Origin of the sequence: Streptomyces hokutonensis, from assembly GCF_042751305.1 — a bacterium.
Classification (GTDB): domain Bacteria; phylum Actinomycetota; class Actinomycetes; order Streptomycetales; family Streptomycetaceae; genus Streptomyces; species Streptomyces hokutonensis_A.
Genome location: NZ_JBHYWD010000007.1, coordinates 308,023 through 324,639 on the forward strand (window position 1 = coordinate 308,023; position 16,617 = coordinate 324,639).

The following is a 16,617-nucleotide window of genomic DNA, read 5'->3' on the forward strand; positions in this document are numbered from 1 at the left end:
CGGGGGGGCGCGGTGTGGGTGGTGTGGGCGGGGGCCCTTTGTCGCGCGAACTCGTCGCCGCCGAGCCGCGCGGCCTCCGCCCCGCGCGGCAGCGCCACCCGCAGCCGGTCGGCTATCTGCAACAGCAGCCGGTCACCGGCGAGATGACCGAGAGTGTCGTTGACCGATCGAAAGCGGTCGAGGTCGATCAGCATGAGCGCGGCTTTGGCGCCGATGCGTTCGGCGTCGTCCAGGGCGGTCCAGATGCGCTCCAGGAGCCACTGCCGGTTGGGCAGCCCGGTCAGTGGGTCCCGCAGTTGCTCCTCGGCCCTGGCGCGGGCCATCCACAGGGTGGAGTCGAGGGCGATGAGCGGGATCGAGAAGAGGGGCAGCAGGACCGGCTGGGCGACCGCGACCACGCAGATCAGCGGGGCGATGCCGAGCAGGGCGACCGCGACGAGGCCCTGTCTGAGCAGGGCGGTGCGCGCGACGGTGGGCAGTCCGCCGTGGCGCGGGGCGTGCAGATACCAGAGCAGGGTGCGGGTCACGGCGAGATAGGCGAGGGCGACCAGGACGACTTCGGGGGCGGTGTAGACCGTCCAGGCGTCCGGGTTCCAGGGCTTCTCGACGGACGGCACCCGGCCGAACGCGCCGAGGACGAGCGCTCCGGCGGCTATGCCCAATATGTCCACCGCGCCGTGCAGCACGCCCTGACGCCAGCGGTTGCGCCGGGCTATGCCGACCAGGACGACGACGGTGAGGCTGACCATGCCGGCGGCGACCCAGCCGTAGAGCAGCAGGACGCCGAGGGTGAGGGCGGCGCCCGAGCCGGTGCCGCCCCACCAGCGGGCGCGGCCGAGGGCGACCAGGTGGCCGACGATGATGCCGGTGAGGACGGCCAGCGACCAGCCGACTGTGCCGAACGGGAACAGCGCGTGGTCACCGGTGAACGCCCGGAAGAAACCGGCGCCGAGAACGAAGCCGGCCGCGGCCACCACCGCCGTGGGCAGCGCGGGCCAGTTCAGGTGCCGTCCGGTTTCGCCGCCCGGCAGTGCGGAGGAGTGGGCGGTGGAGAGCGGTGCGTCGTGGCGCGCGTCCGGTGTGGAGTACTGTCCGGTGGCGCGCGGCTGGGTGCTGCCCGGACGCTCCACGGGGCGCGCTCCCCAACGACTCTCCCGCCAGGCGCCGGTGAGCCGGCGCAGGAGTGAGTCCGGGGGGGCGCTCTCGGTCGGTTCCATTCCCGTCCCTCTCACAGCCGGCGGTGCCCACGCCACGCGGTCCGATGCCCGACTTCCATCACCGGCACCGCGTTTGGAAAACCCTTCCCCTTGCTCACCAAGAGCAGGGGGTTGCCCCAACCGCAGCTGGGCACGGCAGGTGCACACCTCAACAGTAGGCCGCAGAAGGCTTCCACGGGCAGCGGTCGTAGACGGTTGCCCGAATGCGACCCGGCCACCCGTATGCATCTGGTATGCGCCGATCGGGTGGCCTTCAACCGCTGCTCCTCGCTACTCCTCGACCGGAAGCGCGACTTCGGCGGCCGCCTCGGGGCCCTGTTCCAGCAGCACGGTGAAGCCGTCCTCGTTCAGAACCGGCACCTTGACCTGCATCGCCTTGTCGTACTTGGAACCAGGATTGTCACCTACGACAACGAAAGAGGTCTTCTTCGAAACAGAACCGGTCACTTTCGCTCCCCGGCTCTGCAACGCGTCCTTGGCCCCGTCCCGGGTGAAGTGTTCGAGTGTGCCGGTCACGACGACGGTCAGCCCTTCGAGCGGGCGCGGGCCCTCGTCCTCGGCGGAACCCTCCTCCTCCATCCGGACCCCGGCGGCCCGCCACTTGCGCAGGATCTCCTGGTGCCAGTCCTCGGCGAACCACTCCTTGAGGGAGGCCGCGATGATCGCGCCGACCCCGTCGGTGTTCGCCAACTCCTCCTCGGTGGCCTGCTCGATACGCTCGATCGAGCGGAACTCGCGGGCCAGTGCCTCGGCGGCGACCGGGCCGACATGACGGATCGACAGGCCGGTGAGGATGCGGGCGAGCGGGCGGTCCTTGGCCGCGGCGATGGTCTCCAGCATCGCGAGCGCGTTCTTCTTCGGCTCGCCCTGCTGGTTGGCGAAGACCGTCGCGATCTTCTCCTCGCCGGTCTTCGGGTCGCGCTTGGGCAGCCCGCTGTCCTGGTCGAGGACGTACGCCTTGATGGGCAGCAGCTGCTCGATGGTGAGGTCGAACAGGTCGCCCTCGTCCTTCAGCGGCGGGTCCGCGGGCTCCAGCGGCTTGGTGAGGGCGGCGGCCGAGACATACCCGAAGTGGTCGATGTCCAGCGCCTTGCGGCCCGCGAGGTAGAAGAGCCGCTCCCTCAACTGGGCGGGGCAGGTACGGGCGTTGGGGCAGCGGAGGTCGATGTCGCCCTCCTTCATCGGGCGCAGCGGTGTGCCGCACTCGGGGCACTCGGCGGGCATCACGAACTCCCGCTCGCTGCCGTCCCGCAGATCGGCGACCGGTCCGAGGATCTCCGGGATCACGTCACCGGCCTTGCGCAGCACCACCGTGTCACCGATGAGGACGCCCTTGGCCTTGACGACCTCCTGGTTGTGCAGCGTCGCGAACTCGACCTCCGAGCCGGCCACCGTCACCGGCTCGACCTGGGCGTACGGCGTGACCCGGCCCGTACGGCCCACGCCCACGCGGATGTTGACGAGCTTGGTGTTGACCTCCTCGGGCGCGTACTTCCACGCGATCGCCCAGCGCGGGGCGCGGGAGGTGGAGCCGAGGCGTCCCTGGAGGGGGATCTCGTCGAGCTTGACGACCACTCCGTCGATCTCGTGCGCGACGGAGTGGCGGTTCTCGCCGTAGTACCTGATGAACTCCCGTACGCCGTCGAGGTCGTCCACCACCCTGTTGTGCGGGGAGGTGGGCAGGCCCCAGGTCTTGAGGAGGTCGTACGCCTCGGAGAGGCGGGTGAGGGGGTCGAAGCCCTCCAGGGCGCCGATGCCGTGCACGACCATGTGCAGGGGGCGGCCGGCGGTGACCCGCGGGTCCTTCTGGCGGAGTGAACCCGCCGCCGCGTTACGGGGGTTGGCGAACGGCTTGTCGCCGGCCTCGACCAGACGGGCGTTCAGCTCCTCGAACTTCTCCATCGGGAAGTAGACCTCGCCGCGGATCTCCACGAGGTCGGGCACGCGCTCGCCGGTCAGCCGGTCCGGGATCTCGGCGATCGTCCGGACGTTGGGCGTGATGTCCTCGCCCGTACGGCCGTCCCCGCGGGTCGCCGCGCGCGTGAGGCGGCCCTGCTCATACGTCAGGTTGACGGCGAGGCCGTCGACCTTCAGCTCGCACAGGAAGTGGTGGTCGGAGGCGCCGACGTCCTTGTGGACGCGCTCGGCCCAGGCCGCCAGCTCCAGGTCCTCGAAGGCGTTGTCCAGGGAGAGCATGCGGGAGCGGTGGACGACGGAGCTGAACTCCGTCTCGTACGCCCCCGCGACCTTCTGCGTCGGGGAGTCCGGCGTGCGCAGCTCCGGGTACTCGTCCTCCAACGCCTCCAGGGTGCGCAGGAGTTTGTCGAACTCCGCGTCGCTGACGACCGGGGCGTCGTTCACGTAGTAACGGAAGCGGTGCTCCTCGATCTGCTCAGCGAGCTGCGCGTGCTTCTCCCGTGCCTCTGCGGGCACCGTCGTCTCCGCCTGCCTGTCGCCGGCCACCGTGTTGTCCTTCCGTCACTCAGGGTTGTCCGCGAGGGATCTCGCCGCCCGGACGCAGTGGGCGAGCGCATGGCGCGCGTACTCGGGGGAAGCCCCCGCGAGTCCGCACGCCGGGGTGAGGGTGACCGCGTCCGCGAGCAGTCCCGGTCGCAGCCCCAGCCTGCGCCACAGCGTCCTGACACCCATGACGCTACCGGCAGGGTCTGACAATGCGGTGTCCGTGCCCGGCACGACACCGGCGAACAGTCGGGTGCCGGCCTCGACCGCCTCGCCGATGACGTCGTCGTCACGCTCGGTGAGGAGCGAGAAGTCGAAGGAGACCCCGGCCGCGCCCGCGCGACGCAGCAGGGCGAACGGCACGTCCGGTGCGCAGGAGTGGACGACGACCGGGCCGTGCGCGTGCACTCCGACGACCTCGCGGAGGGTGCTCTCGACGAGTTGGCGGTCCACGGCGCGGTAGGTGCGGTAGCCGCTGGCGGACCTGACGTGTCCGCGCAGTACGCCGATCAGGGACGGCTCGTCGAGCTGGAGCACGATCTGGGCGCCGGGGACGCGGCGTTGGACGTCGGCCAGGTGGTTGCGCAGGCCCTCGGCGAGCGAGCCGGCGAGGTCGCGGCAGGCGCCGAGGTCGGAGAGCACGGCCTCGCCGTTCCTCAACTCCAGGGCGGCGGCGAGGGTCCAGGGCCCCACGGCCTGCACCTTGAGCGGCCCCTCGTACCCCTGCGTGAACTCCTCGAACGCGTCCAGGTCCTCCCCCAGCCACGCCCACGCCCGCTTCGTGTCCCGCCCCGGCCGGTCCCCGATCCGCCAACCGCTGGGCTCCACGCGCGCGTACACCTCGACGAGCAGCCCGGCGGTCCGCCCGATCATGTCCGCACCGGGCCCCCGGGCCGGCAGCTCGGGCAGGAAAGGGAAGTCCTCGAAGGCCCCGGTCGCGGTCTTCGCGGCCTCCCGGGCGTCGCTGCCGGGCAGGGAACCGACACCGGTGGCGGGACCGAAGCTGAACTGACTGTTGTTGCTCACCCCGGAAGACTACGGAACCCTCCGGGAGGGACACCGCTCCTGGGGGCTCCGCCCCCAGACCCTGGGGCCTTTGCCCGCCCACCACCCGACTCGGTTGCTCGAATGGTTCACAGGTCCGGGGAGCCAGGGGCGGAACCCAGGACACCGTCGGCCGATTGCGCCGATCCGGACCTCAGCGCATCCGGACCCCGAGCCGCTCCAGGAAGCCGACCAGCCGCTCCGGATCCGCCACCTCCAGGTTGTTCCCGAATCGGCCGCGCTCCCAGGAGACGTCCGTCAGGCCGTGCACGCTGCCGGTGCCGATGAACTCGCCCTCGGCGTCGAGCAGGGCGATGGTCACGCTGCCGAAGCAGCGGCAGATGTCGTCTATGAACGTGCCGGTCGTGGTGAGAGCGCGCAGCTCCGCGAGGTCCTCGGCGTCGAACACCTCACCGATGAGCCCACGTTCGGCGAGCGGTCCACCGTTGTCGCCGCCTTCGAGAACCACCGCCGCCTCCGTGCGCTCCCACACCTCGCCGAGCCAGTTCCGGACCTCCGCGCCACTCGCACCGCGCGCTCGCTCCGGCCCGGGCACCTTCCTGGTCACCGCCCCGGCCGCACCGTCAGGTCGTTGACCTCGGCGTCCCCCGGGAGGTCGATCGCCATGAGGATCGTCGTCGCGACCGACTCGGGGTCGATCCACTGGGCGGGGTCGTACTCCTTGCCCTCCTGTTGGTGGACCTTGGCCTGCATGGGGCTGGCGGTGCGGCCGGGGTAGACGGAGGTGACGCGGACGCCGTTGGGGTGTTCCTCGTGGCGGAGGGAGTCCGCCAGGGCCTTCAGGCCGTGCTTGGAGGCGGCGTAGGCGGACCAGTCGGCGCTCGCCCGCAGTCCCGCGCCGGAGTTGACGAAGAGGACGTGGCCGCGGGCCGCGCGGAGTTGGGGCAGGAAGTGGCGGGTGAGTTCGGCGGGGGCGACCAGGTTGACGTTGAGCTGGTGGTGCCAGGTCTTCGGGGTCAGGTCGCCCACCGGGCCCAGGTCGACCACCCCGGCGATGTGCAGGAGCGTGTCCACCCGGTCGGGCAGGCTCTGGTGGGAGAACGCCCAGCTGAGCCGGTCGGGGTCCGCGAGGTCGCCGACCAGGGTGCGCGCCCCGGGGTATTCGGCCGCCAGTTCCTTCGCGCGGCCCGCGTCGCGCGCGTGGAGCACGAGTTCGTCCCCGCGCGCGTGCAGCCTGCGGGCGACGGCCGCGCCGATACCGGAACCGGCCCCGGTGATCACATGTGTAGCCATGCCCGCCATGCTCGCATCAGTGGATACCGAGAGACTCCTCCAGGTAGGCCAGCGCCCCCACCGGCTCCTCCGCGAAGAAGACCAGCTCGGTGAGCGGGACGGGCAGGAACCCCTCGTCCTCCATGCGCCGGAACTGGGTCTTCAGGCCGTCGTAGAAGCCCGCCGTGTTGAGCAGCACCACCGGCTTGTCGGTGTGGCCGTGCTTCTTCAGCTCCAGGATCTCCGTCGCCTCGTCCAGGGTCCCGGTGCCGCCCACCATGATCACCACGGCGTCGGCCTTCTCCAGGAGCAGCCTCTTGCGTTCGGCGAGGTCGGCCGCGATCACCATCTCGTCGGCGCCCGCCCGTGCCGACGCCGCCAGGAAGGTCACCGAGACGCCCACCAGCCGTCCGCCGGTGGCCTGTACGCCGTCCGCGACCACCTTCATCAGGCCGACGTCCGAACCGCCCCAGACGAGGGTGTGCCCGCCCTTGCCGAGCAGTTCCGCGAACTCCCGCGCGGGGCGCGTGTAGCGCTCGTCCAGGTCGGCGGCGGAGAGAAAGACACAGATCTTCATATCCGTCACCGTACGCGGGAAGAACCGGGGGCCCGCGAGTGCTTTTCCGGTATGGCTGACGGACACACGATCACGATCGAGCAGGGCGACCGGCGCGTACGCGTCGTCCACGGCGACCAGGTGCTGGCGGAGAGCGACCGGCCCCTGATCCTGAAGGAGACCGGCTCCCCGGTGCGGTACTACCTCCCTCCGGAGGACGTACGGCTCGACCTCCTGACCCCCTCCGAGACCCACACCCACTGCCCCTTCAAGGGCGACGCCTCCTACTGGTCGCTGCCGGACGCGACCGACCTGGTGTGGGCGTACCCCGACCCCAAGCCCGACGTGGCGCAGATCAAGGACCACCTCTGCTTCTACGAAGTAGAAGTGTTGTGACCGATTAGTCGCACCCCCTCCGGCAGTCTTCACCGGTATGGACAAGAAGACTGTTTCGCGCGACGGCACTGCCATCGCGTACGAACGCATCGGTGCGGGCCCGCCCGTCGTCCTGGTCGGTGGCGCGATGACGACGGGCGATGGCCTGCTGCCGCTGGCTGCGCAGCTCGCGCACCGGTTCGGGGCGGTCCCGTACGACCGCCGGGGCCGGGGCTCCAGCGGCGACACGGTGCCCTTCGCGGTGGCCCGGGAGGTCGAGGACCTCGCGGCGCTGATCGACGCCGTGGGCGGCAGCGCGGCCCTCTACGGGCACTCGTCGGGCGGTGCGCTCGTCCTGCACGCGGTGGCGAGCGGCCTGCCCGTGACCCAAGTCGCCCTCTACGAGCCGCCGTTCGCTCTCGACGCGGCCGGCGCCAAGGAGCGCGCCGAGTACACCGGGCGGCTGACGGAACTGCTCGCCGAGGGGCGTCACGGCGACGCCGTCGAGCTGTTCATGGCGCTCACCGGCGCGCCCCCGGAGATGATCGAGGGGGCCCGCCGCTCCCCCATGTGGTCCGGCATGGAGGCCATCGCCCCGACCCTCGCGTACGACGACGCGGCCATGGGCGACGGTCTGGTCCCGGCGGACCGGCTGGCGTCCCTGTCCGTCCCGGTGCTGACGATCGCGGGCGGCGCGAGCGCCGAGTGGATGCGGGAGGCCGCGCGGGCGGTGGCGGACGCGGCGCCGGAGGGGACGTATCGCACCCTGGACGGTCAGACCCACATGGTGGACCCGACCGCCTTGGCGCCACTGCTCACGGAGTTCTTCACGCGCTGACCCACGGGACGACTCCCCGAAGGCTCACGCCATCGCCGTCGCCGCGCGCGTGGTCGTCGCGATCGTCGCCGACCCCACCACGCGCGTGTCGTCGTAGAGCACGATCGCCTGCCCGGGGGCCACGCCCCGTACCGGCTCGCTGAACGTCACCTCCAGGGTGCCGTCGACGAGTTCGGCGGTGACCTCGGTCTCGCCGCCGTGGGCGCGGAGCTGGGCGGTGTAGGTGCCGGGTCCGGTGGGGGCCGTGCCGCACCAGCGGGGGCGGACGGCGGTCAGGGCGCTGACGTCCAGGGAGGCGGCCGGGCCGACCGTCACCGTGTTGTCGACCGGGGAGATGTCCAGGACGTAGCGCGGCTTGCCGTCGGCGGCCGGGGTGCCGATGCGCAGGCCCTTGCGCTGGCCGATGGTGAAGCCGTAGGCGCCCTCGTGGGAGCCGACGACCGTGCCGGACTCGTCGACAATGTCGCCCTCGGCCTTGCCCAGGCGGTTCGCGAGGAAGCCCTGGGTGTCGCCGTCGGCGATGAAGCAGATGTCGTGCGAGTCGGGCTTCTTGGCGACGGCGAGGCCGCGGCGCTCGGCCTCCGCGCGGATCTCGTCCTTGGTCGTGACGGTGTCGCCGAGCGGGAAGAGGGCGTGCGCCAACTGCCGCTCGTCCAGGACGCCGAGGACGTAGGACTGGTCCTTGGCCATGTCGGAGGCGCGGTGCAGTTCGCGGGTGCCGTCCTCGTTCACGATCACCTGGGCGTAGTGGCCGGTGCAGACGGCGTCGAAGCCGAGCGCGAGGGCCTTGTCGAGGAGCGCGGCGAACTTGATCTTCTCGTTGCAGCGCAGGCAGGGGTTCGGGGTGCGCCCCGCCTCGTACTCGGCGACGAAGTCCTCGACGACGTCCTCGCGGAAGCGGTCGGCGAGGTCCCAGACGTAGAACGGGATGCCGATGACGTCGGCGGCCCGACGGGCGTCGCGCGAGTCCTCGATGGTGCAACAGCCCCGCGCGCCCGTGCGGAACGATTGCGGGTTCGCGGAGAGCGCGAGGTGGACGCCGGTCACGTCGTGGCCGGCTTCGGCGGCGCGGGCGGCGGCGACGGCGGAGTCCACGCCGCCGGACATGGCGGCGAGTACGCGAAGGGGGCGGGGGCGCTGCGAGGTCTCAGTCATAACCCTTCCAGGGTACGGGTCGCCGGGAACCGGGACCCGCGAGTATCCGTTGAAGATCGCATGGGGGAGACACAGGGCGGGCACACGGAGACCGCGCGAGGGGTCACGGGCCGGCGGGCGCTGCTGATCGGCGGAGCCGCGGCCGCCGTGGGGACGGCCGCGCTGGCGCGGGGCGAGCTGGCGCGGCTGTGGTGGCGGCTGCCCGGGGTGGAGAAGCCGCGGGTGGCGGGCGCGGTGGACTTCCGGGGCGCGCAGTGGGTGTCGGCGTCCCCGGCGAACTACCGGCGGGCGGACCGGCCGGACGACTACGGGATAGACATGGTGGTCATCCATGTCACCCAGGGCGGCTTCCGCAGCGCGGTGAAGGTCTTCCAGGACCCCGCGCACGGGGCGGCTGCGCACTACGTCGTGCGCAAGGACGGGCACATCACGCAGATGATCCGCGAGCTGGACGTGGCCTTCCACGCGGGCAACCGGGAGTACAACGAACGCAGTGTCGGCATCGAGCACGAGGGCTTCGTGGACGAGGCCTCGTCGTTCACCGACGCGATGTACGCGGCCTCCGCGCGGCTGACGGCCGGGATATGCCGGCACTACGGAATCCCGGTCGACCGGAAGCACGTCATCGGGCACGTGGAGGTGCCGGGGACCGATCACACGGACCCCGGGCGGTACTGGGACTGGGACCGGTACATGGCACTCGTAAGGCGGGCACACCGGACAGGTGTGTGACTCGGGTCACACCTGGCTTTGGCTATGAGTCGTTTCAGTCACGGCGGTGTCCGATGCGTCCCCTGCTCGGGATGTGACCTGGGGTACGCCAACTCGCTTTGAGTTCCAGGGGAGTTGTGAAGGGATCGTGCGCGCTTACCTTTCACAGGCTGCCGTGCTCACTGCTAACTACTGCTCAGTTTTTACACAGGCCTTAGGTCAAATCTCTGGCGCCATGACACACACCAGCGAGCCCGCGTCCGAAGCAAGCAGCGACAGCAAGGGCAACCACCGCAAATCCACGGCCGAGAAGCGCGAGCACAGCAAGGGCGGTGCGGCCCGGGGCAAGGGTGTGCACCGGCGCAAGTTCCTCGGCGGGATGGCCGGGGCCGGCATCGCGGCGGTGGCCGCCGCCGGAGGTGCCTTCTCCCTGCTGAACGACGCGGCGAAGAACAAGGCGTCCGCGGCGGACACCACCCTCACCATCCCGGACCTGCTGGAGGGCACCACCTCCGACGGCACCACCACCTTCACGCTGGAGGCCAAGACCGGCACCCACGAGGTGATCTCGGGCGTCACCAGCAGCACGATGGGCTACAACCAGGACTTCCTGGGCCCGACCATGAAGTGGACCAACGGCGACGTGGTCCTCCTCAACATCACCAACGACATCGGTGAGGACACGACGGTCCACTTCCACGGCGCCCACGTCCCGGCCAAGATGGACGGCGGCCCGCAGGTCGCCTTCGCCGACGGCGAGACCTGGTCTCCCACGTTCACGGTCAAGGACCCGGCCACCACGCTCTGGTACCACCCGCACGCCCTGGGCACCACCGCCAAGCAGGCGGTGCACGGCCTGGCCGGGATGATCATCGTCGAGGACTCCACGGACGCCTCGGCCGCGCTGCCGAGCGACTACGGCGTCGACGACATCCCGCTCATCTTCCAGTCCCTGGCCGTCGACACCGACGGAGACATCAAGTACGACGCGGCCGGCTACCGGCTGAGCACGACCACCTTCCCCCTCCTGGTCAACGGGACCAACGTGGACTCCACCACGCTCGGTTTCACCGCCACCAAGACCCGGACCCGGTTCCGTGCCCTGAACGCCTCGCCGTCCGACATCATCGTGATCCAGCGCAGCGACGGCGGCACCCTCACCCAGATCAGCACCGACCAGGGCTACCTGACCGAGCCCACCGAGGTGACCACGATCCGACTGGTGGCCGGCGCCCGTGCCGAATTCACCATGGACCTCACCGCGGACGCCACCCTTCAGGCCGTGATCACCACCGGCTGGATCCGCGGCGGCAGCGGCACGTACGACTTCCTCGCGATCACGGCCAGCGGCTCCGACACCCCGGACGACCTGCCCAGCACCCTCAACACCATCGACCGCTACGACACGAGCGACTTCACCGCCCGGACGATCACCCTGGGCCAGAACGGCGCCACGATGCTGATCAACGGATCGGCGGGCACGACGATGGCCGCGATGGCGATGATCAGTACGACGGTCGGCTCGAAGGAGATCTGGACGATCCAGAACTCCACCCAGCTGGAACACTCGTTCCACCTGCACGACGTGCCGTACCAGCTGATCTCCGTCAACGGCGAGGACCCGACCGGGGTCCAGCTCGGCTGGTACGACACCTACGAGGTGGTCGGTGGCGGTTCGATCAAGATCGCCATGGAGTTCACGGACTTCTCCGACGACACCTATATGTACATGCTCCACTGCCATCTGCTGCAGCACGAGGACGAGGGCATGATGGCCTCCCTCATGGTGACGGGCGACAGTACGAGCACCAGTACCGACACCTCGGACGACTCCACGGCCACGGCCAGCGCGAGCGCCTCCGCGAGCGCCAGCGCCTCGGCGACCGCGACGGACGACTCCACCGCCACGGCGACCGCCAGCGCGACGGACGACTAGGACCTGTCCGGCGTGTGCCTCCCCCGTGGACGCCGGACACCTGTTACCGGGGAGAGTCGGCGGACTCTCCCCGGTTCTTCGTAAATGCGGGTCGGGTCAGGTCAGCCCGGCGGCCCGGGCCCGTTCCACGGCGGGGGCGATCGCCTTCGCCACGGCCTCCACGTCGGCCTCCGTCGAGGTGTGGCCGAGCGAGAAGCGCAGGGTGCCGCGGGCCAGCTCCGGGTCGGTGCCGGTGGCGAGCAGGACATGGCTGGGCTGCGCGACGCCCGCGGTGCAGGCCGAGCCGGTGGAGCACTCGATGCCCTGGGCGTCCAGCAGGAGCAGCAGCGAGTCGCCCTCGCAGCCGGGGAACGTGAAGTGGGCGTTGGCCGGCAGCCGGTCCACCGGGTCCCCGCCGAGGATCGCGTCCGGGACCGCCGCATGGACGGCCGTGACGAGGTTGTCACGGAGGGCGCCGATCTCGTGGGCGAACCACTCGCGCTGCTCCGCGGCGAGGCGGCCGGCGACGGCGAAGGAGGCGATCGCGGGGACGTCGAGGGTGCCGGAGCGGACATGGCGTTCCTGACCGCCGCCGTGCAGGACGGGTACGGGGGTGTACTCGCGGCCCAGCAGCAGGGCGCCGATGCCGTACGGTCCGCCGATCTTGTGGCCGGAGACGGTCATCGCGGCGAGCCCGGAGGCGGCGAAGTCGACCGGGACCTGGCCGAAGGCCTGCACCGCGTCGGCGTGCAGCGGTACGCCGAACTCCCCTGCCACGTCGGCGAGTTCGCGGACCGGCAGGACCGTACCGATCTCGTTGTTGGCCCACATCACGGTGGCCAGGGCGACGTCGTCGGGGTTGCGGGCGATGGCCTCGCGCAGCACCTCGGGGTGGACACGGCCGTAGGAGTCGACCGGGAGGTACTCGACGGTGGCGCCCTCGTGCTCGCCGAGCCAGTGGACGGCGTCCAGGACGGCGTGGTGCTCGACGGGGCTGGCCAGTACCCGGGTGCGGGCCGGGTCGGCGTCGCGGCGGGACCAGTACAGGCCCTTCACCGCGAGGTTGTCGGCCTCGGTGCCGCCGGAGGTGAACACCACCTCGCTGGGGCGGGCGCCGAGCGCTTCGGCGAGGGTCTCCCGGGACTCTTCGACCGTACGGCGCGCCTTGCGGCCGGAGGCGTGGAGGGAGGAGGCGTTGCCCGTGATGCTCAGGTGGGCCGTCATCGCCTCGACTGCCTCGGGAAGCATCGGGGTGGTCGCGGCGTGGTCGAGGTATGCCATGGTGCCGCCGATTCTACGGTCCCCGGCGGGCACCCCGAAGGGGCGGGCAGGGCTAGAAGCTCCAGGAGACGGTGCTGTCGAGCTGCATGAAGGCGACGAGGACCAGCAGATCGGCGATGCCGAGTCCGAGGCCGAGGAGGGCCCGGCCGCGGCGGGTGGTGCCGCGCCAGATGGCCGCGCCGGCCAGGGCGATGGCGATCGGGCCGAGGAAGACGTTCAGGACGAGCAGGCCGACGAGGCCGAGGATGAAGGACGCGACGGCCATGCCGTCGGCGTCACGGCGGCCGGTGGCCTTGAAGTCGGTGCTGCTGCTGGTTGCCGGTGCGGTGAGTTGCATGGTGGTTCGGCTCCCGAGGATCGGGCGGGCGGATGGGTCAGTTGGCGGATGTACGGCCGCGGCGGCCGTGCCGCTCGCGGAGCGCGAAGATGACCAGCCAGACGGCGATGACGGTGGCGGCGACGGCGGTGAAGGCGAACGACGCGTGGGCCACGGTGCCCATCACGACGCCGAACAGCAGGAGCGCTGCGACGAGGACCAGCATGGGATGACTCCCCCTCCGAGACGACTTGAGCAGACTCTCGTTACGTTTCGGTGAACGGTTGCAGTAACACTTGTTCACTGACTTTGAGTCTAGCGTCTCCGGCGGCTTTTCAATTCCGGAGAACAGTTGTTAACTGGATGACATGAGTCACACCCTCGGCATCCGGCAGGTACAGAAGCAGAAGACCCGACAGGCGTTGCTGGACGCCGCGTTGGGACTGCTGGAGGAGCAGAGCCTGAGCAGCCTGGGCCTGCGCGAGGTCACCCGCGCGGTCGGCGTCGCCCCGACCGCCTTCTACCGGCACTTCCGCTCCACGGCCGACCTCGGGGTGGCGCTCGTCGAGGAGGCGCTCGGCAGTCTGCACCCGATGATCCGGCAGACGGTGGCACCGACGGACAGTGACCAACGCATCACGCGGGCCGTCGAGTTGATCGCCCACCACGTGGACGCGTATCCCGCCCACGTCCGCTTCATCGCCCGCGAGCGGCACGGCGGGGTGCAGCCGGTGCGGGAGGCCATCCGGGACCAACTCGCCCGGTTCGCAGTGGAGGTGAAGACCGAACTCGCCAAGGACCCGGAGTCGAAAGGCTGGAACGACTCCGACCTGCTGATGCTGGCCCACCTCTACGTCGACCAGATGCTCATCACGGCCTCGCTCTTCATGGAGGCGCGGGAGACCTCCGACGACGAGCACGAGCGCGAGCGGGTGACCCAACTGGCCACCCGCCAGATGCGGTTGATCAGCGTGGGCCGTCGGCACTGGCTCGGCTGAGGCAGTACCGGCCGCGGGCATACGGCAGGGCGGCGCTCCCGGTGTACGAGTGCGCCGCCCCTGTCGGTGCGGAGCGCGGTCAGCCCTGCTGCGGGGCCCCGCTCATCCGGCCGCCGCCCGGGCCTCCGCCGCACCCGCCGCCAGGGCCGCCGCCCTGGCCGCCTCCCGCGCCGCCACCGGGACCACCGGACGGCATGCCGGAGGCGTTGCCGGTCGGCGCGCCCGTCGGCCGGCCCGAGGCCGCGGCACCTGTGGGCGCACCGGAGGGGGCGCCGGACGGGGCGCCGCCGGGCCGTGCCGTGGCGTTGCCGGTCGGCGCGGAACAGGACTGTGTGGAGCCGGAGTTGGCGCTGCCGGAGGAGGACGAGGAGTCGCTCGACCCGCAGGCCGCGAGGGCCAGGGGCGAGAGCGCCAGCAGGGCCACTGCGGGGAGGAGACGCGCACGCTTCATGAGAAACAGCTCCAAAAACGATGAGGATGCCTTGTGGCGGGAACTCAATCAACGCCCCTTAGGGCTTCCTTGTCGGCGCCCTGTCCTCACCCTGTGCGCCGAGTAAAGGACAGCCCAAGTCAACGCTCCGACCTGCTAGTTCACGAGGACGGTCCGCTTACTCGCTGGTACAGCTCCGTGACAGAAGCGGCCGCCGCGACCACTTCCGCCCGCGCCTCGGGCGGCGATAGGACCTCCAACGCGTCGGCGAACTGGAGCAGTTGACGCGCCTCGCGTACGACGCCGTAAGACAGCCGGACCGTCACCCACTCGTTCTCCCCCTCGTCGTCGGGGAGTTCGGCCAGCGAGGAGGCGTTGAGGCGCAGGAACATGTCGAGGCGGGAGCGGCGGACCCGGACGGTGACGTCGAATCCGCCGGGGCGTTCCTCGACCTGGCGGCGCAACTCCTCCCAGGCGTCGGCGAGTTCGACGCCCGGGCGGCGCTTGACCAGGTCGGGCAGGAGGGTGGCCGAGTGGACGCGGTCGGCTCGGAAGAGGCGGGGTCTCGCGCGGCGGTCGGCGACCAGGTACCAGACGCCCGCCTTGGAGACCAGGCCGTAGGGGTCGACGGTGTAGGTGCTCGGTTCCTTCGCGCCGCTGTGCCGGTAGCGCAGCCGCAGCCGCCGGTCGGCGAAGACCGCGTCCTGCAACACGTCCAGATCCACGGCGGGTTGGGGCCCGCCCTTCCAGCGGGTGGCGTCGACGAGGATGCGCCGGGAGGCCACCTCGGCGGCCGGGCGGTACGGCGCCGGCAGCGCGGCCATCACCTTGCGCAGCGCGGAACCGAGCGCGGCGTCGAGACCGAGCGCCGCGTGGGCGCCCTGCGCGGCGAGGATGAACAGGGCGCGCGACTCGTCGGCGTTCAGTCCCGTGACGTCCGTGCGGAACCCGGCCAGCAGCTCGATCCCGCCGTGCCGCCCCCGCTCGGCGTACACCGGCACCCCGGAGGCGGACAGCGCCTCGACGTCCCGGTAGATGGTCCGCACCGACACCTCCAGCCGGTCGGCGAGTTCGTGCGCGGGGACCCGGCCCCGGGTCTGCAGAAGCAGCAGGATCGAGAGGAGTCGGTCGGCCTTCACTCCCCCAGGATCCGTCTCCCGGAAACCCCGCGCAAATGTTGACGGAAACTGTCAGGTTATGGGTCCAGCATCAGCGCCATGAACACAAACACCGCGGACCCCCGCCCCCTCTACACCCGCGCCACCGAGCAGGCCGCCGCGCTGATCAGGACGGTACGGCCGGAGCAGCTGGCCGGTCCCACTCCGTGCACCGAGTTCGACGTACGGACCCTGCTGAGCCATCTCGTCGGCGGCACCCTGCGCATCGCGACGATCGGCGAGGGCGGCGACGGACTCGCCGTACACCCCTTCGTCGACGGTGTCGCCGACGAGGGCTGGCCGGCCGCGTACGACGAGGCCCGCGTCCGGGCCCTCAAGGCCTGGGCGGACGACTCCAGGCTCGACGCGCCGGTCCGGGTCCCGTGGGGCGAGGCACCGGGCCGCGCCGCCCTCTCCGGCTACCTCATGGAGAACGTCACCCACACCTGGGACCTCTCCGAGTCCCTCGGCCACCCCCTCCGACTCGACCCGGAACTGGCCGAGTTCGCCCTCGCCATCGCCCGCCGGGTCCTGCCGGACGAGCAGCGGGACGCGGACACCCCCTTCGACACGGCACAGCCGGTCCCCGAAAAGGCGGACGCCTACGGCCGGTTGGCGGCCTGGCTGGGGCGGAAGCCGGTCGGCTGAGCCGGCCGGCGTCAGGCGGTGGCCGTGCCACAGGGGCAGCGGGGCCGGGAAACGGAACGGCCTCACGGAAATCGCGATCCACACCAGCGACCCCGCCGGGCCCCCTTCCCACCGCCCGAGCCGTCATCCGAAGGCGGCACCCTCTGCGGGCAGTCGGAAACCGCCCCCGAGACCCGCACCGGACAGCCACACCCGACACAAGACGGACAACCCACCGTGACCTGGCGCCGACACCTGTCCCTCGACACACCCACCACCGAAAGAAAGCCCCCCACCAGCAGTT

18 protein-coding genes are annotated in these 16,617 nt (G+C 71.0%); 6 read left to right on the plus strand and 12 right to left on the minus strand.

All coding sequences use genetic code 11. From position 1 onward, the window contains the following. The 6 genes from ACFXC1_RS21105 to ACFXC1_RS21130 all read right to left on the minus strand — a co-directional run. A partial coding sequence (locus ACFXC1_RS21105; protein ID WP_381244729.1) for a diguanylate cyclase domain-containing protein occupies window positions 1-1,217 on the minus strand: 1,217 nt, incomplete at its 3' end. Between the two features lie 270 nt (window positions 1,218-1,487). Beyond that, window positions 1,488-3,680 carry an NAD-dependent DNA ligase LigA gene (ligA, locus tag ACFXC1_RS21110; protein WP_381244731.1) on the minus strand — a complete coding sequence of 731 codons (2,193 nt, stop codon included), beginning with the start codon at window positions 3,678-3,680 and terminating at the stop codon, window positions 1,488-1,490. A 15-nt stretch (window positions 3,681-3,695) separates the two neighbouring features. Beyond that, the gene (locus tag ACFXC1_RS21115; protein WP_381244733.1) at window positions 3,696-4,703 is read right to left on the minus strand and encodes a methionine synthase; all 1,008 of its coding nucleotides are present in this window, start codon (window positions 4,701-4,703) and stop codon (window positions 3,696-3,698) included. A gap of 172 nt (window positions 4,704-4,875) precedes the next feature. Then, window positions 4,876-5,289 (minus strand): hypothetical protein, encoded by a 414-nt coding sequence (locus ACFXC1_RS21120; protein ID WP_381244735.1) that lies wholly within the window; start codon window positions 5,287-5,289, stop codon window positions 4,876-4,878. Continuing rightward, a complete protein-coding gene (locus ACFXC1_RS21125) occupies window positions 5,286-5,984 on the minus strand; it encodes an SDR family oxidoreductase (protein ID WP_381244736.1) in 699 nt (232 codons plus the stop codon). Before ACFXC1_RS21125 ends, ACFXC1_RS21120 begins: the two co-directional genes overlap by 4 nt. 7 nt (window positions 5,985-5,991) lie before the next feature. Further along, window positions 5,992-6,531: an LOG family protein gene (locus tag ACFXC1_RS21130; RefSeq protein ID WP_381244738.1), complete on the minus strand. Its 540-nt coding sequence runs from the start codon at window positions 6,529-6,531 to the stop codon at window positions 5,992-5,994. A gap of 51 nt (window positions 6,532-6,582) precedes the next feature. On the opposite strand from ACFXC1_RS21130, the gene ACFXC1_RS21135 reads away from it, so the two are divergent. Together ACFXC1_RS21135 and ACFXC1_RS21140 are read left to right on the plus strand one after the other, a co-directional pair. Beyond that, window positions 6,583-6,906: a DUF427 domain-containing protein gene (locus ACFXC1_RS21135; protein WP_381244740.1), complete on the plus strand. Its 324-nt coding sequence runs from the start codon at window positions 6,583-6,585 to the stop codon at window positions 6,904-6,906. Window positions 6,907-6,943: 37 nt separating this feature from the next. After that, window positions 6,944-7,723: an alpha/beta fold hydrolase gene (locus ACFXC1_RS21140; protein WP_381244742.1), complete on the plus strand. Its 780-nt coding sequence runs from the start codon at window positions 6,944-6,946 to the stop codon at window positions 7,721-7,723. A 24-nt stretch (window positions 7,724-7,747) separates the two neighbouring features. On the opposite strand, the gene mnmA is transcribed toward ACFXC1_RS21140, so the two are convergent. Further along, window positions 7,748-8,878, minus strand: a complete 1,131-nt coding sequence (gene mnmA / locus ACFXC1_RS21145; RefSeq protein ID WP_381244743.1) for a tRNA 2-thiouridine(34) synthase MnmA — start codon at window positions 8,876-8,878, stop codon at window positions 7,748-7,750. Between the two features lie 60 nt (window positions 8,879-8,938). On the opposite strand from mnmA, the gene ACFXC1_RS21150 reads away from it, so the two are divergent. Beyond that, window positions 8,939-9,610 (plus strand): N-acetylmuramoyl-L-alanine amidase, encoded by a 672-nt coding sequence (locus tag ACFXC1_RS21150; protein ID WP_381244745.1) that lies wholly within the window; start codon window positions 8,939-8,941, stop codon window positions 9,608-9,610. Window positions 9,611-9,824: 214 nt separating this feature from the next. Further along, window positions 9,825-11,525, plus strand: a complete 1,701-nt coding sequence (locus tag ACFXC1_RS21155) for a multicopper oxidase family protein (RefSeq protein WP_381244747.1) — start codon at window positions 9,825-9,827, stop codon at window positions 11,523-11,525. A gap of 96 nt (window positions 11,526-11,621) precedes the next feature. On the opposite strand, the gene ACFXC1_RS21160 is transcribed toward ACFXC1_RS21155, so the two are convergent. From ACFXC1_RS21160 to ACFXC1_RS21170, 3 genes are read right to left on the minus strand one after another with little or no spacing between them, the layout of a single operon-like run. Next, window positions 11,622-12,785 carry a cysteine desulfurase family protein gene (locus ACFXC1_RS21160; RefSeq protein WP_381244748.1) on the minus strand — a complete coding sequence of 388 codons (1,164 nt, stop codon included), beginning with the start codon at window positions 12,783-12,785 and terminating at the stop codon, window positions 11,622-11,624. Window positions 12,786-12,837: 52 nt separating this feature from the next. Then, window positions 12,838-13,122, minus strand: coding sequence for a DUF4190 domain-containing protein (locus tag ACFXC1_RS21165; RefSeq protein WP_381244749.1), 285 nt, complete (start codon window positions 13,120-13,122; stop codon window positions 12,838-12,840). Window positions 13,123-13,159: 37 nt separating this feature from the next. Further along, complete coding sequence (locus tag ACFXC1_RS21170; RefSeq protein ID WP_381244751.1) at window positions 13,160-13,327, minus strand: hypothetical protein; 168 nt, start codon at window positions 13,325-13,327, stop codon at window positions 13,160-13,162. A 142-nt stretch (window positions 13,328-13,469) separates the two neighbouring features. Here ACFXC1_RS21170 and ACFXC1_RS21175 point away from each other — a divergent pair, with 142 nt between their 5' ends. Beyond that, complete coding sequence (locus ACFXC1_RS21175) at window positions 13,470-14,099, plus strand: TetR family transcriptional regulator (protein WP_381244752.1); 630 nt, start codon at window positions 13,470-13,472, stop codon at window positions 14,097-14,099. 79 nt (window positions 14,100-14,178) lie between these two features. Here ACFXC1_RS21175 and ACFXC1_RS21180 read toward each other — a convergent pair whose 3' ends face one another. Further along, window positions 14,179-14,550 (minus strand): hypothetical protein, encoded by a 372-nt coding sequence (locus tag ACFXC1_RS21180; RefSeq protein ID WP_381244754.1) that lies wholly within the window; start codon window positions 14,548-14,550, stop codon window positions 14,179-14,181. A 140-nt stretch (window positions 14,551-14,690) separates the two neighbouring features. Next, window positions 14,691-15,668, minus strand: a complete 978-nt coding sequence (locus ACFXC1_RS21185; protein ID WP_381244755.1) for a helix-turn-helix transcriptional regulator — start codon at window positions 15,666-15,668, stop codon at window positions 14,691-14,693. Window positions 15,669-15,746: 78 nt separating this feature from the next. Between ACFXC1_RS21185 and ACFXC1_RS21190 the strand changes: the two genes are divergently transcribed. After that, window positions 15,747-16,334 carry a TIGR03086 family metal-binding protein gene (locus ACFXC1_RS21190; protein WP_381244757.1) on the plus strand — a complete coding sequence of 196 codons (588 nt, stop codon included), beginning with the start codon at window positions 15,747-15,749 and terminating at the stop codon, window positions 16,332-16,334. Window positions 16,335-16,617 lie beyond the last annotated feature (283 nt).

Excerpts from the sequence above, each read along its gene's own strand:
- ACFXC1_RS21125 (WP_381244736.1), bottom strand. The coding sequence starts at position 5,984 with ATGGCGGGCATGGCTACACATGTGATCACCGGGGCCGGTTCCGGTATC.
- ACFXC1_RS21130 (WP_381244738.1), bottom strand. The coding sequence starts at position 6,531 with ATGAAGATCTGTGTCTTTCTCTCCGCCGCCGACCTGGACGAGCGCTAC.
- ACFXC1_RS21135 (WP_381244740.1), top strand. The coding sequence starts at position 6,583 with ATGGCTGACGGACACACGATCACGATCGAGCAGGGCGACCGGCGCGTA.
- ACFXC1_RS21140 (WP_381244742.1), top strand. The coding sequence starts at position 6,944 with ATGGACAAGAAGACTGTTTCGCGCGACGGCACTGCCATCGCGTACGAA.
- mnmA (WP_381244743.1), bottom strand. The coding sequence starts at position 8,878 with ATGACTGAGACCTCGCAGCGCCCCCGCCCCCTTCGCGTACTCGCCGCC.
- ACFXC1_RS21150 (WP_381244745.1), top strand. The coding sequence starts at position 8,939 with ATGGGGGAGACACAGGGCGGGCACACGGAGACCGCGCGAGGGGTCACG.
- ACFXC1_RS21155 (WP_381244747.1), top strand. The coding sequence starts at position 9,825 with ATGACACACACCAGCGAGCCCGCGTCCGAAGCAAGCAGCGACAGCAAG.
- ACFXC1_RS21160 (WP_381244748.1), bottom strand. The coding sequence starts at position 12,785 with ATGGCATACCTCGACCACGCCGCGACCACCCCGATGCTTCCCGAGGCA.
- ACFXC1_RS21165 (WP_381244749.1), bottom strand. The coding sequence starts at position 13,122 with ATGCAACTCACCGCACCGGCAACCAGCAGCAGCACCGACTTCAAGGCC.
- ACFXC1_RS21170 (WP_381244751.1), bottom strand. The coding sequence starts at position 13,327 with ATGCTGGTCCTCGTCGCAGCGCTCCTGCTGTTCGGCGTCGTGATGGGC.
- ACFXC1_RS21175 (WP_381244752.1), top strand. The coding sequence starts at position 13,470 with ATGAGTCACACCCTCGGCATCCGGCAGGTACAGAAGCAGAAGACCCGA.
- ACFXC1_RS21180 (WP_381244754.1), bottom strand. The coding sequence starts at position 14,550 with ATGAAGCGTGCGCGTCTCCTCCCCGCAGTGGCCCTGCTGGCGCTCTCG.
- ACFXC1_RS21190 (WP_381244757.1), top strand. The coding sequence starts at position 15,747 with ATGAACACAAACACCGCGGACCCCCGCCCCCTCTACACCCGCGCCACC.